General features: G+C 34.8%; 14 protein-coding genes. 3 read left to right on the top strand and 11 right to left on the bottom strand.

The genetic code is table 11. The features are described from left to right. The 9 genes from ACW9W4_RS08335 to ACW9W4_RS08295 all read right to left on the bottom strand — a co-directional run bounded on the left by ACW9W4_RS08335 (nucleotide 1) and on the right by ACW9W4_RS08295 (nucleotide 9,130). Nucleotides 1-852: a prephenate dehydrogenase/arogenate dehydrogenase family protein gene (locus ACW9W4_RS08335; protein ID WP_457762004.1), complete on the bottom strand. Its 852-nt coding sequence runs from the start codon at nucleotides 850-852 to the stop codon at nucleotides 1-3. Further along, nucleotides 849-2,219, bottom strand: a complete 1,371-nt coding sequence (locus ACW9W4_RS08330) for an aminotransferase class I/II-fold pyridoxal phosphate-dependent enzyme (protein ID WP_457762003.1) — start codon at nucleotides 2,217-2,219, stop codon at nucleotides 849-851. Before ACW9W4_RS08330 ends, ACW9W4_RS08335 begins: the two co-directional genes overlap by 4 nt. A gap of 4 nt (nucleotides 2,220-2,223) precedes the next feature. After that, the gene (gene aroC, locus ACW9W4_RS08325; protein ID WP_457762002.1) at nucleotides 2,224-3,321 is read right to left on the bottom strand and encodes a chorismate synthase; all 1,098 of its coding nucleotides are present in this window, start codon (nucleotides 3,319-3,321) and stop codon (nucleotides 2,224-2,226) included. A gap of 331 nt (nucleotides 3,322-3,652) precedes the next feature. Next, a complete protein-coding gene (gene aroA / locus ACW9W4_RS08320) occupies nucleotides 3,653-4,921 on the bottom strand; it encodes a 3-phosphoshikimate 1-carboxyvinyltransferase (RefSeq protein WP_457762001.1) in 1,269 nt (422 codons plus the stop codon). Continuing rightward, nucleotides 4,911-5,765 carry a shikimate kinase gene (locus ACW9W4_RS08315; protein ID WP_457762000.1) on the bottom strand — a complete coding sequence of 285 codons (855 nt, stop codon included), beginning with the start codon at nucleotides 5,763-5,765 and terminating at the stop codon, nucleotides 4,911-4,913. The genes aroA and ACW9W4_RS08315 overlap by 11 nt, the downstream gene beginning before the upstream one ends. Further along, nucleotides 5,765-6,586, bottom strand: coding sequence for a shikimate dehydrogenase (gene aroE, locus ACW9W4_RS08310; protein WP_457761999.1), 822 nt, complete (start codon nucleotides 6,584-6,586; stop codon nucleotides 5,765-5,767). Before aroE ends, ACW9W4_RS08315 begins: the two co-directional genes overlap by 1 nt. A gap of 42 nt (nucleotides 6,587-6,628) precedes the next feature. Continuing rightward, nucleotides 6,629-7,300: a type I 3-dehydroquinate dehydratase gene (gene aroD, locus ACW9W4_RS08305; protein ID WP_457761998.1), complete on the bottom strand. Its 672-nt coding sequence runs from the start codon at nucleotides 7,298-7,300 to the stop codon at nucleotides 6,629-6,631. Further along, the gene (locus ACW9W4_RS08300) at nucleotides 7,297-8,355 is read right to left on the bottom strand and encodes a 3-dehydroquinate synthase II (protein WP_457761997.1); all 1,059 of its coding nucleotides are present in this window, start codon (nucleotides 8,353-8,355) and stop codon (nucleotides 7,297-7,299) included. Before ACW9W4_RS08300 ends, aroD begins: the two co-directional genes overlap by 4 nt. After that, nucleotides 8,348-9,130, bottom strand: coding sequence for a 2-amino-3,7-dideoxy-D-threo-hept-6-ulosonate synthase (locus ACW9W4_RS08295; RefSeq protein ID WP_457761996.1), 783 nt, complete (start codon nucleotides 9,128-9,130; stop codon nucleotides 8,348-8,350). Before ACW9W4_RS08295 ends, ACW9W4_RS08300 begins: the two co-directional genes overlap by 8 nt. Nucleotides 9,131-9,287: 157 nt before the next feature. Between ACW9W4_RS08295 and mqnC the strand changes: the two genes are divergently transcribed. Then, the gene (mqnC, locus tag ACW9W4_RS08290; protein ID WP_457761995.1) at nucleotides 9,288-10,406 is read left to right on the top strand and encodes a cyclic dehypoxanthinyl futalosine synthase; all 1,119 of its coding nucleotides are present in this window, start codon (nucleotides 9,288-9,290) and stop codon (nucleotides 10,404-10,406) included. Here the strand turns inward: mqnC and ACW9W4_RS08285 are convergent. Both ACW9W4_RS08285 and ACW9W4_RS08280 read right to left on the bottom strand, forming a co-directional pair. Further along, on the bottom strand, nucleotides 10,401-11,843 hold the full coding sequence (locus ACW9W4_RS08285) for a menaquinone biosynthesis decarboxylase (RefSeq protein ID WP_457761994.1): 1,443 nt from the start codon (nucleotides 11,841-11,843) through the stop codon (nucleotides 10,401-10,403). The two genes, mqnC and ACW9W4_RS08285, sit on opposite strands and share 6 nt — an antisense overlap. 40 nt (nucleotides 11,844-11,883) lie before the next feature. Further along, nucleotides 11,884-12,258: a hypothetical protein gene (locus ACW9W4_RS08280; protein WP_179363289.1), complete on the bottom strand. Its 375-nt coding sequence runs from the start codon at nucleotides 12,256-12,258 to the stop codon at nucleotides 11,884-11,886. A gap of 96 nt (nucleotides 12,259-12,354) precedes the next feature. Between ACW9W4_RS08280 and ACW9W4_RS08275 the strand changes: the two genes are divergently transcribed. Together ACW9W4_RS08275 and ACW9W4_RS08270 are read left to right on the top strand one after the other, a co-directional pair. Then, nucleotides 12,355-13,098: a trans-sialidase gene (locus tag ACW9W4_RS08275; RefSeq protein ID WP_457761993.1), complete on the top strand. Its 744-nt coding sequence runs from the start codon at nucleotides 12,355-12,357 to the stop codon at nucleotides 13,096-13,098. Nucleotides 13,099-13,161: 63 nt separating this feature from the next. After that, entirely contained in the window at nucleotides 13,162-13,353 is a 192-nt protein-coding gene (locus tag ACW9W4_RS08270) for a hypothetical protein (protein WP_457761992.1), read from the top strand. Nucleotides 13,354-13,461 lie beyond the last annotated feature (108 nt).

The raw sequence follows: 13,461 nt of genomic DNA, 5'->3' as shown, positions 1-13,461 counted from the left end.
CTATTTTTCGACTGCTTTTACCATTTTTGTCATTCTTTTGTAGGATTCACTAACATCCGTATGTTTGGCAAGTCTTTCTTGACATTCTTTGATGTAATCTATCACTTCTTCTGTTTTTGATTCTTGAACAGCTGTTAGTAATTTACCAATGTCTTTCCAAAGTTCTTCTGCTACTCTTCGTATCTCTGGGTTTGCAATGATGGTCTCAATTAGTTCTGGAGATTCTGTCATGATACTTTCTGCTAATGTTTTTTGAACTCTGAAAGTTGTACCTGACATTTTTTCTGTGAGATTCATCTTTTCATCTTTTGAAATGATGTTTGCAAAAACTAAATTCATTAAATGTGTTAATCCTAAAATTACTGCTATTTTTTTGTCATGTTCTGCTGCATCTATTGTAACAAAGTTTGCTCCATTGAACAATGTTTTTGCAACCGTTAATTCTTTTTTGGCATCTTTGATTGGAACTGAAATAATATTTTGACCTTTAATTGTTTTTGTACCTGGACCAAACATTGGATGAATGCAAATTGGATTAATTTTTGCTGGCATTTTTGATAATGATGATACTACTTTAGATTTTTCAGATGATATTTCAATAAGATATGTGTCTCTTTTCATCTCTTTTGCAATTAGTCTGATGATTTCCGGTGTTCTTCTCGTAGGTGTACACAAAACAACATAATCTGCTTTTAAAATTCCACCTACTAGTGATTCTGATATTTTAACATCTTTTCCAGATACTTTGTTTTCAGAGTCATATCCTGTTACTTCAAATCCTTCACTTGCAAAATATTTTACAAACCATTGTCCCATTTGACCTCCTGCGCCTATTACTGTGAGTTTTTTCAATTATTACTCCTCATTATGTTACCAAGTATATTCATTCCTTCAACCAAAACCTCTTCATCTTGGCATGCAGACAATCTGATAAAGTTCTTGTAATTTCCAAATCCTTCGCCTGGAGCTACTGCCAAACCTTTCTCTAAGGCACTATTGGCAAAATTGACTCCATCAAACCCTTCTTGATTGATTCTTGCAAAAAGGTACATTGCACCATCAGGGACTATGAAATCTAGTCCCATCTCACTTGCTTTTTTAGACAACACATCTAGTCTGGTTTGTACTGTATTAGTATTGTTGGATGTGTCTGCTTCAAGGGCTTTCATGGCTACATATTGAATTGCTTCAGGGACATTTGTAAGACATAAAGCTTCTAGTTTTGCCATCTTTTCAATTATTTTTGAATCTGCAATACCATATCCTACTCTAAACCCAGTCATAGCATGTGATTTTGAAAATGATTGCGTTACGATACTTTTGTTATAATTGTAACTTAGAATGCTTTTCCAGCTAGTCTTTGCATATTGTGAATAAATTTCGTCACTGAGTATGTATAGATTATTTTCCTTGGCCAACTGAATAATCTCGTCTTGTAATTTTTCATTTAGAATTTTCCCTGTTGGGTTGTTTGGATAATTTAGAATGATCATTTTTGTATTTGAATTAATTGTATTTTTGATCTGCTCTACAGATGGTTCCCACTTGTCTTCAAAAGTTGTATTGATGGTTCTAACTTTAATTCCTGCATTTAGGGCACAATCTTTGTAAGCAGGCCATGCAGGCTCAATTACTATCATTTCATCTCCTGGATTCAAAAGAGTAGTTATTGCTGTGAAAATTGAAAATCTTGCTCCTGGACTTACAATTATGTTGTCTTGTTGAATATTTACATTGAATTTTTTTGATACATATTTTGCAAGTGCTTCTCTGAAGACTGGCATTCCTTTTGCTTGGCCATATTTTAGAAAGCCTTTGTCAAATACTTCTTCTAATGCGTCTTTGACTATTTTTGGAGGTAAAAAGTCTGGCTCTCCTACTTCCATGTGGATTATTTTCTTTCCTTGTGCTTCAAGTGATTTTGCTTTTAAGAAAATTGAAAGATGTGTTTGCTTATTTGTAGATTGAACTTTTACTGATTCATTTAATAGAAAATTCAGAAACTTTGTTGCCATTGTTTCATCTAATCCGATATTGTTACATAGTGAAATTACTTTTCCACGTAAACTGTCTTCTCTTACCTCATCTGTAACCCCTTTCCCGATATTCTTTTTGACTTCTCCAATCTCTTTTGCAATGTCTGTTCTAGTTTTTAGTAACTCTATCATTTTTAGAGTGACTTCATCCATTTTGTTTCGAAGATCGTTGATGTCTGACATTTTCTTAGAGAACTGGTTTAATTGCCCCTGATAGGAGTGCATGATCTGCTATTGTTAATGCCACAAGTGAATCTACTACTGGTGGGGCTCTAGGTACTACACATGGGTCATGTCTTCCTTTGACTTGAAGAATAGTTTCTTTTTTTGTTTTGATATCCACAGTTTTCTGCTTTTGAGCAATAGATGATGCTGGCTTGAAAGCAATTCTCATTGTAATTGGCATTCCATTTGAAATTCCTCCTAGGATTCCACCGGATCTATTAGTTTCAGTAACAATTTTTCCTTTCTTTATTACATACAAGTCATTATTCTCAGAACCATATAGTTCTGAACCTTGAAATCCTGAACCAAATTCTACTCCTTTCACTGATGGAATAGAAAAAATTGCTTTGCTTAAATCTGATTCTAATGAACTAAAAATTGGTTCTCCTAGTCCTACTGGAACATTAGTTGTAACTGATTCAATTATTCCACCAAGTGAGTCGCCTTTCTTTCTTGCATCTAGAATGTTTTTCCTCATGGTTTTTGCTGTTTTAGTCTCTGGACATCTAACTTCATTTTTATAAATTGAATTGATCATTTTACTATTGAATTCTTTTTCCATCTTTATTTTTCCAATCTGTGATGTGAATGAGTTTGTTTCAACACCTAGTGTTACTTTGAGTAATTTCCTTGCAATAGCTCCGCCCATAACATGGGTAGCTGTTAATCTTCCTGAAAATCTTCCTCCTCCTCTGTGATCATTATAGTGATTATATTTTGTCATGGCAGGATAATCAGAATGACCTGGTCTTAGCTTTGTTTTCAAATTTTCATAATCTTTTGATTTTTGATCACTGTTCCAAATTACCATTGTAATTGGTGCTCCTGTTGTGTGACCTCTAAAAACTCCTGAAATTATTTCAACAACGTCCCCTTCTTTTCTTTGAGTTGAAATTAAATTCTGACCTGGCTTTCTAAGATCTAGCATTTTTTGAATATCTTTCTCATCAATTTCTAATCCTGCAGGACATCCATCTAAAACTGCCCCAATTGATTTCCCATGACTTTCGCCAAAACTTGTTAAAACAAGACGCTGACCAATAGAACTTCCCGGCAACATACTATCAAAGTTAATTGATGTTTATAATTCCTCATTCTGGAATCTGCTGAAAATTTTATCCTGAAATTGATTCTTTTTTGGTTACCCTTTACACCTGTTTAAAAATTATATTATTATTGGATAAAACATGAAATAATTATAATATATTCTTAAATATAATAATAACATATACAATATATGGCAAAACGTGTAAATTATAACAAATAATTTGCGCGGCCCTGCGAAAAAGACATGTTATCACGCGAAAGCGTTGTGGGTGAGGAGAATGCTTTTCACTCTATACAGGGTCGCGCCTTTTACCTCCCTGAATAATTTTTTTCTAAAAATAGTATCAATCAACTAAGATTTTTGCACCCATACGATTCATCTCCTCTACAAAATTTGGATATGAAACTTTGACTGATTCCGGATCTGTAACTGTACAATTACCCACATACATTCCTGCAATACAAAATGCCATGAATAATCTGTGGTCTTCTTCTGATATCAAATCTGCACCCGAAATATTTTCTGACACTTCTAAAATCATACCGTCTTCTTTTTCTTGAATGTTAATTCCAAGTTTTACCAACTCTCTTGAAATGATTGCAATTCTATCTGTCTCTTTTAATCTCGCGTGTTTTACATTGAATATCTCAATTGGTCCAGATGAACATAGTGCCAAAATTGCAAGTGGTGGAAGAAGATCTGGTGAATTACTCAAATCAAATTTCCCTCCCTTTAATTTTTCAGGGGATTTAATTTTGATTTGTTCATCATCCATCATTATTTGAACTCCTAATTGTTCTAAAATGTCTATGAACACTTCATCGCCTTGAGGTAAATTTCCAATGTTTCCCTTTATTGTAATGTCTTCTCCGTTTAGAACAGTTGCAGAAAGAAGTAGTGCAAGACTCGAAAAATCTATTGGAACCGTAAATGTAGTTTCTTTGTAAATTTGTGGAGATATGTTGTACCTTTTGTATGGGATTAGTGTTTGCACTGTTACACCAAACTTTCGCATTGTAGCAATTGTAGCATCAAGATATGGCTTTGATACTAAATTTCCTTCAATGGTGAGATTAATTCCTTTTTCAGTTAGCGGTGCACAAATTAATAATGATGAGATAAATTGACTAGAGAAATTTCCTGGAATTTTTACTTCTCCTCCAATTATTTTTCCTTTAATTTTGATTGGCGGTTTTCCATCAGTTGAACTACACTGTGCTCCTATACTTGATAATGCATCTAAGAGCGGTTGCATTGGTCTTTTTTGTAAACTTGAATCTCCTGTTAGGGTGATTTCATCAGAATACAGACTTGCTATACCTGAGGCAATTCTCATTGTAGTGCCTGAATTCTCAGTATCAATTTCAGGTACTTTTGTGCCTATTTTTATTGGATTTTTAACAATTATTGATGAATTTACAATCTCAATTTCTGCTCCAAATTTCTTACATGTTTCAATTGTTGCTTTGGTATCTGCTGAAAGTAAAACATTCTCTACAGTGCTGTTTTTTCCAGCAAGTGATGCCAGAAAAATTGCTCTGTGTGTATAACTTTTGTTTGGAGGACAAATTATTTGCCCTGTTATTTTTGATTTTTGAATTTTACACTTCATGAACTTCTGCCTTTTTGTTGCTAATTTTTGAAACGATTACATTTCCTTCTAATGTTGAGAATACTTTTTTGATTGCCGTTTCATTTTCTTTTTTTGTAATTGCTGCAATCGATGGTCCATTTCCAGAAACTGATGCTCCTAATGCACCTTTTTCAATTAATTCTGTAATAATTTTAGAATCTGAATTTAATATTGATGCCGTAGCTAATCCGTTTATTATCATTGCATCCCAATAGTTTGCTTTTCTAGCCAACTCCCATGCATTTTCAAAAATCGATGAGAGAATCTTGAGTTTTTTTAGATTTCCTCTTTTTCTATTTTTTGGAATAAATATTACTGCAATTAAATTGGATGGTCCTTTTTCAAATTGTATTCTCTTCTTTTTTGCATTGTCTGTAACGTTAAATCCTCCATAATAACAAGAACATGCATCATCATATGCCCCGGTAATGCTAACTTTGGATTCAATTGATGCATCTACTCCTGCAAGTAAAATTTGTTGATCAGTAAATTTTGGTTTGAATATTTTTGCACATGCTAGGGCAACGGCTGAAGAAATAGCACTTGAACTTTTTAATCCATAACCTGTTGGGATTTCTGAATCTAATGTAACTATGATCTTGTTTTGCTCCAAGTCTTTTTTTGAAACAATTTTTTCAATTGTTTTGTTAATCAAGCGTGAACTCAGGCTCTTATTTTCCGATTGTATTGAAATCCCCTTTCCTGGGCTGGTCTCTATTGTAGCCTCTACTTTTAGCTCTATTCCTAAGGTGGCTCCTTTGTGGTTTGCAATTGCATTTACCAATGAAACTGCCCCATGGACTGTAGCCTTTGCTTTTGCCATCAAAATCCCCCTAACAATGCTTTTTTCATGGCATTATAAGGTGCTTCTATACCCTGCCAAATCTCAAAAGCCCTAACTGCTTGACCTAGAAGCATTTCATATCCGTAAATTATAATTGCTTTTTGTGCTTTTGCTTTTTTAATAAAATCTGTGTTCATTGGCATGTATACAATATCATATACAATTGTTTTTTCATTAATTCCATCCAATTCAATTACACTGGATTCGTTTTTGAGACCTACTGATGTTGCATTAACAATAATGTCGTAATTCTTTGCTGAATCTTTAATGTCTTCGATTTTTACGGCATTTGCATCTAGTCCGATTGTTTTTGCAAATTCTGAAAGACTGATTGCTTTTTCTAATGTTCTATTTGCAATGGTGATGTTGTTTGCTTTTTCTTTGGCAAACCCTGCAACTATTGCTCTAGCAGCTCCTCCGGCTCCAATCAAGAGAACTTTGGTTCCATTGATGTTTAATTCTTTTTTCTTAAATGGTTCTAGGAATCCGTCCATGTCTGTATTGTATCCTTTTAAAACTCCATCTTTGTTTGATACTGTATTAACTGCACCAATCAAACTACATGTTTCATCAATTTTATCTAAATATTTCATCATCTCTACTTTGTGTGGGATTGTGATGTTGAAGCCGTCTATCTTTATCTTCTTTAATCCTTCAATACCTTCAGCTAATTCTCCTTTTGGAATTCTATATGCAATGTATGATGAATCTAAATCTAATTCTCTAAATGCTGCACTATGAATATTTGGTGATAATGAATGATCAATGGGATCTCCAATGACAGCAAATGATTTACTCATCTTATTTTCTTGAGTACTATGATTGATTTAAACTCTCAACTATTATTTTTTTAAATCAATAATTTTTTTCACTTCATCTACACTGAATTGCCCTGGAGCTATTGCTTTTCCTAGTGAGACGTAGGTGTACGGACTACCCAAATATAGGCACAAAATCCTTGAAATTCTACCATAATCACCCATTGCAAATGAGATGAGATTATTTTTTCCTTTTTTACTGTACAATTCTAACATTCTAGTTGAATCATCAGTTGATTTTGCAGTGCTGACTATTTTCACATTTGAAGAAAATTTACTCATCTGAGTTATCTTCTTTTTTAGTTCTGTAGAACGTGGGGTCTTTTTAAAATCATGCCATGAAACAAGTAGTTTTGTTTTTGTTGATTGTAAATAATTTGTTAATGTTGCATTTCTCTTCAATGTGTTGAATTCTATATCTAGTAAGAATGGGTTGTATTCTGCAATTAATTTTATGATTGCGATTCTTTCTTTTTCATTTCCTGAAAACTTTCCGCCTTCATTTTTTGGTCTTAATGTGCATACTATTCTATTGAGATCCTTCTTTATCATCTCTAATGTTTCTGGAATTTGGTCTGATTTTAGAAAATCAAATCTGACTTCAACATAGTCTGATTTTGAAAGTGCAATTTTTAATATTTTTTTAGTTTTTGCTGGTGTTTGTTCTGCAATGGAGACACATGTTTTGTATATCATTTTTCTAAGATATATTCATCCGAGACTTCCATTCCAAAATGTCTGCCCATTGCAGCCTTTGAATGCACCATGACGGTATCGCCTTTCTTTAGGTGGGTGACTGAAACTAGTTGTCCGTTTGATTTTACAAAGCGAATTGTTTCTGCGTCTTGTGCAATAATTCCTCCTGTTTCTCCTCCTACAGTAGCTTTGATCATCAACATTGGTCTTCGTTCAATTTTTGATCTTCCTACGGTTGCTCTCCTTGCTTTACCTTTTGAATTAAGAATTAACACTTCAGAACCGGTCTCAATTTCTGAGAGATAACTTGTTGTTCCATCTGGTGATAGTGTATAGCAATGAACTGCACCTGCGTTTACTCGAAATGGTCTAGGTGATGTAAATGATGATCCTACTGATTCATTATGAACTAGAAACAAAAAGTTTGATCTACTGCCAATTAACATTCCTTCCCCTTTGTGAAGCATAGATGCAGTATCCACACAAACGCGTTCTCCGTCTCCTACCTCCTTGATTTCTGTAATCTTTGCTGGCTTCATCTCAAAACTTTTTGTTCCCAAGTATATCATGACTTCACGAACTTCACTAATTGATGATGTGCTGAATATTACGCCATCTACTCCGACTTCTAATATTGAAAACATCTTCCTGACTTCTTCAGGGGTTCTAGCTATTGCAAAGATTTTGGTGTGAATTTTATGCAATTTTGCAATAATGTTTTCTAGTGGAATTATTTTCCAATCTTTTACTTCGATAATTACAAAGTCTAATCCTTTCTTGGCTATGTTGAGGACATTTTCAATATCGGAGTTTGATAGAATTTGGAATTTTCTTCCAACTTTTTTGCCCTTTGGTTTTGGACCATCTTTTTCTAATACTACATAATTTGCAGAACTAGATGGAAATACTGTTTGAAGTTTAGTCTTTTTCTTACCTAGTTTTTTTGGGTCAAGATACACCATCTTGATTCCTTCCTCTTCTAATTGAGGAAGAAGTTTAGCTAATTGTGTCTGTGACACTTTAGGTGAAATTATTAATTCTCTTGATTTACTCAATTTTTTTCATTGCTTCCTTTGCGGTTCCTTTTCTGAAAATTATTTCGGCTAATGCTTCTACCATTTTTTCAGGTGTTTTATGTGCAAAGATGTTTCTACCATATGTAACTCCTTTAGCTCCTGCAGTCATTGCGTCTTCAGTCATTTGAAGAATATCTAAATCTGTTTTAGCTTTTGGTCCGCCAGCAATTACAATTGGAACTGGTGTGCTTTTTACAATTTTTGCAAATGAGTCGACATCACCTGTGTATAATGTTTTTACAATATCTGCACCGCATTCTGCCCCGATTCTTGCAACATGTCCGACAACTTCAGGGTCGTGTGGATTTTTGATATTTTCTCCTCTTGGATACATCATTGCTAAAAGTGGCATTCCCCATTTGTGACATTGATCTGCAGTCATTCCGAGCTGCTCTAACATCTCTGGTTCTTCTTTGCCTCCGATGTTAATGTGCAATGAAACTCCATCAGCTCCCATAGCTGCTGCCTCTTTTACAGTTCCAGTTAACATTTTGCGATTTGGTGCTAATGATAATGATGTGCTACTTGAAAAATGAACTAAAATTCCTATTTTGGTTGGTTTTGGTAATGCTTTGAGAATTCCTTTGTTAATTATTACACTTGTGAGTCCGTGTGTTTCACATTTGTAAATTGTTGATATTGGGTCTTCAAGACCTTCAATAGGTCCGTTAGAAATGCCATGATCCATCGGAATGCATAGCATTCTTCCCTTTCTGAGAATTCGATTAAGTCTGATTTGATTTCCTGATACCATGATTTGATCTGATTTTTGTGCCCTACTTAAAAATAACGTGAATCTTTGAACTCAAATTTCTCAAAAATCGTGCACAAATCACTCGTTTTGTTTATTTCTTTTTCCATTGTTTATTTCTATCAAGAATTAAATAGAAATTCTAAGGGATTATGATTACTTGAGTCAAACTACTGAGCAGATACAAAAAAGTGATATCAAAGACATTTTAGAAAATTCTCTTAATGGACAGCGACCTGGTCCTGAAGATGTTTTGAGATTATTGGAGTCTGATGATATTCATTTGATGGGTCTTGCTGCAGGCCATCTAACCCGAAAACAGTTTGGCAAGAAAGCATCTTTTGTAAATAATATTATTTTGAATTATACCAATGTCTGTATCACTGATTGCAAGTTTTGTGCATTTTACAGATCCCCTGGCGCTGAGGATTCTTACACATTAACTCTTGATGAAATTGAAACTAGAGTAAAAACATCATGTGAGATGTTTAAGATTAGACAAGTTCTGATTCAGGGCGGCCATAATCCTAATTTGAAAATTGAATATTATGAAGATGCATTTAGGATGATTAGAGAAAAATTTCCAACTGTTGGAGTTCATGGATTGTCTACATCTGAAATTGATATGATTTCTAGAGTTGAAAAATCATCTACAAAAGAAATCTTATCTAGATTAAAGGATGCAGGATTGCAATCAATCCCTGGAGCTGGTGCTGAAATTTTAACTGATTCAGTTAAAGAAATTATTAGTCCTAAAAAAATCTCTAGTGCTGATTGGATTAGAATTATGGATGAAGCACACACATTGGGTATTCCAGGTTCTGCGACAATGATGTATGGCAGTGTGGAAAACAATAATGATATTGTTGAGCATTTCTCTAAAATTGTAAAACTACAAGAAAAGACTAAAGGGTTCATGGCATTTATTCCGTGGAACTTTGAGCCAAACAATACCTTGATGCAAGAAGAAGGAATTGTTGATTATGGAACTGGTGGAACTCAACTATTGAAAATGATTGCAATATCTAGACTAGTTCTTGATGGGCTAATACCTCACATTCAATCCTCATGGCTAACAAACGGAGTCGGTATGGCTCAACTAGCACTACAATATGGTGCTGATGACTTTGGTGGCACACTCATTGGCGAAGAAGTTGTTTCTTGCACTGGTGCACGTTCAACAGAACTTACTGAGAAAATAATTGTTGATGCAATTCACCAAATTGGCTATCAGGTAGAAGAGCGAGATAATTTCTATAATCCTATTTCAGTATCATAGTCCATAACTGGACCATTTAGCATCTACTAGATCTTTTGTCTTCTTATCTACTTTGACTTGTTGTTGAATTTCTCTTTCATATCCTTCTTCTCTAGTTTTTTGAGTTGCATCAATTCCCATCTTGGATCCCAAGTTAACTAGTGGTGATGCTGGATCTAGTGTATCAGTTGGAGTGTTATTGATAATTATAGTATCTCTTGCAGCATCTGCCCTTGTAGTGATTGCCCAAATTACATCATTGATATCATGAACATTGATATCTTCATCTACGACTACAAACATTTTTGTCAGTGATAACTGCCCCATTCCCCAAAGGCCCATCATGACTTTTTTTGCCTGTCCTGGATATCTTTTCTTTATTGATATAATTGCAAATCCTTGGAACCATCCAGCAGGTGGCATGCTAAAGTCTATCACTTCTGGATGGAACATTTGAATCAGTGGCAAAAATGAACGCTCAATTACTTTGCCGATATATGCATCCTCTAGAATTGGTTTTCCAACAACTGTTGTAACGTAGATTGGATTTTTCCTTCGCATAATTCCTGTCAGTGTAAATGTTGGGTATGGCTCAACTGGTGTATAGTATCCTGTATGATCTCCAAACGGTCCCTCATCTCTAATGTCTGCAGGATCTACATATCCTTCTAAAACAATCTCTGCATTTGCTGGAACATCCAAATCAATTGTTTTACATTTTACAGTTTTGATTCCCTCTTTTCTTGTAATCCCTGCAAAGAGATACTTGTCCAGCCCTTCTGGAACTGGGGCAATTGATGAAAATACTGTAGCCGGCTCCCCACCAATAATAATTGCAGTAGGAATTTTCTCTCCTTTTTCTTTTGATAGTTCGCTGTGATGTGCACCTCTCTTGTGTTTTTGCCAGTGCATTAGTGCATGAGTTTTATCAACAATTTGCATTCTGTAAACTCCTAGATTTCTTACTCCTGTTTCTGGATGTTTAGTTGCAACTAGTCCTAGTGTTATGAATCGACCTGCATCATCAGGCCATGATTTTAGAATTGGTAAATCATCAAATGACGCATCACTTGATGTAATCTCAGTTACTGGTCCGCTTGATTCTGCTTTAGGAAATGATGCAGTCATTTTGGATAGTTCTGGAAGTTTTTTAATTTTATTTAGTAACCCTGATGGGATATCCATCTTTGTCATATCTACAATACGCTGACCAATTTCCGTAAAGTCTGTCATCTCTAATCCGATTTCCAATCTTTTCATTGAACCAAACGCATTTCCTAAAACCGGCATGTCGTACCCTTTTACATTTTCAAAAAGTATTGCCGGACCATTAGAGTACATTTCACGTCTCATAATTTCTGCAATCTCTAAATCTGAATCAACTTCTGTTTTGACTCTCTTTAATTCTCCATGTTTTTCAAGCTCTGAAATGAAATCTCTAATTCCTTCTATTCCCACATTGACTCTCTAGTCAGATCAAGTATAAGCTTAACTGGTTTTACATTGGTGGGAGTTCTGTTTTTCTATCATGTCCGCCAGAACCGAATTTACAGTAAAAGCACAATTCTGATTCCATGTACTTTAATTGCTCAACTTGAATTGCTCCTAGTTTTAGTGCAATTTTTGTTAGAATTTTATATTTTAATGGCATTGCAGGAATTACTTCATCCATGTACACTCTGTAATGATCTGGACAAAACTTTAGAGTAACTTTTGATGGCTCTTTGCCTTTCTCGTTTACTTGTTTTGTAAAATTGATCTGCTCTCGAATGTATTCATGTTTAGGACATGGACAATCCTTTCCTCCAGGATGTTTGTAGGCTGGAGTATTCTTCCAATCAAAATCTGGATATTCTTTTTCAAAGTCATCCATGAGATCAATTGTGCATTTTAGCATATAAAACTTGATCAAAATTAGTTGGCGGAATCAACCCAAATGTACATAAACCCCAGATTGACCATCAAAATTATGGCAGCTGCTAAAAAGCAAACTAAACAAGATCTTGAAAACAAGATTGCCGAATTAGAAGCAAAGCTAAACAAACTTTCTACTCAGCTAGATTCAAAACCTGCTGAAGTAAAACCAGCAGAAACTAAACCTGCTGAAGTAAAACCAGTAGAAACAAAACCTGCTGAGGTTAAACCAGCTGAGACCAAACCAAAAGGTGTACTGCCTAAAGGAACGGATTCAAAACCAGCTGAAGTGAAACCAGCTGAAAGACCTGCAGCAACTACAAAACCTAAAGGTACACTACCTAAAGGATTTGGAGATGCACCAGCAGAAGCTCCTAAACCACAGGATGCCCCAAAACCAGCTGAAACTACATCACAACCTCCAGCAACTGTACAAGATGCATTAGAGAATGCATACATGACAGCTCCTATGACATCATTCCATGATTATAGGGCCAAAGTCACAGGTTATTCTCCAGCACCTAACAGATACTTTGTCAGACTAACAGCTCCTGTAGGTAAAGTCCCAACCAAAAATTGGAATGATCAAAAAGCAGTAGTAACAGGTTACACTGCACCATCAAACCAATACTTTGCAACAAGAGCAAGAATGGCATACCATCCTGCTGATAAGCGATTTGGAAGTTTTAGTGGAGTCCCAATGACTGTTGACGGTCTTAGTGCACAAACACAAACACAACAAGCACCACCGCAAGAACCACCAAAGCCTGCAAAAGGCACACTACCAAAAGGTTTCTAATTCAAAAATAACTTTTATTTTCTATTTTTAATAGTAATATTCTTCTCTGTTCATACACTATACATGGCTCCAAAAATCCAATGTCCTAACTGTCAACAAAATGAATGGCTTGAAAATTCTGAACTAAGCTATCTTCCAACTGTTATGAAGATGGATGATGGAACTTATGCTGCTGATCCAAAAAATGGAATTCATGTTAGATTGTGGCGCTGCAACAATTGCATGTATGTAATGCAATTCTGGGAACCTGATTGATAAAAAAACTAATGTAATTATTACAAAATATTGTTTAATTTTACTAATTAATTTGAACAAAAATTTTGTATGAACAAAATGTAAATAAACAATGCGATATTTACTGTA

The organism is Candidatus Nitrosopumilus sp. bin_7KS, assembly GCF_054095835.1.
The sequence above is the reverse complement of the archived record's forward strand: the minus strand, read 5'-3'. Positions and strand labels throughout refer to the sequence as shown.

Coding starts and splice junctions, on each gene's coding strand:
- ACW9W4_RS08330 (WP_457762003.1), bottom strand. CDS start 2,219: ATGTCAGACATCAACGATCTTCGAAACAAAATGGATGAAGTCACTCTA.
- aroC (WP_457762002.1), bottom strand. CDS start 3,321: ATGTTGCCGGGAAGTTCTATTGGTCAGCGTCTTGTTTTAACAAGTTTT.
- aroA (WP_457762001.1), bottom strand. CDS start 4,921: ATGAAGTGTAAAATTCAAAAATCAAAAATAACAGGGCAAATAATTTGT.
- ACW9W4_RS08315 (WP_457762000.1), bottom strand. CDS start 5,765: ATGGCAAAAGCAAAGGCTACAGTCCATGGGGCAGTTTCATTGGTAAAT.
- aroE (WP_457761999.1), bottom strand. CDS start 6,586: ATGAGTAAATCATTTGCTGTCATTGGAGATCCCATTGATCATTCATTA.
- aroD (WP_457761998.1), bottom strand. CDS start 7,300: ATGATATACAAAACATGTGTCTCCATTGCAGAACAAACACCAGCAAAA.
- ACW9W4_RS08295 (WP_457761996.1), bottom strand. CDS start 9,130: ATGGTATCAGGAAATCAAATCAGACTTAATCGAATTCTCAGAAAGGGA.
- ACW9W4_RS08280 (WP_179363289.1), bottom strand. CDS start 12,258: ATGGATGACTTTGAAAAAGAATATCCAGATTTTGATTGGAAGAATACT.
- ACW9W4_RS08275 (WP_457761993.1), top strand. CDS start 12,355: ATGGCAGCTGCTAAAAAGCAAACTAAACAAGATCTTGAAAACAAGATT.
- ACW9W4_RS08270 (WP_457761992.1), top strand. CDS start 13,162: ATGGCTCCAAAAATCCAATGTCCTAACTGTCAACAAAATGAATGGCTT.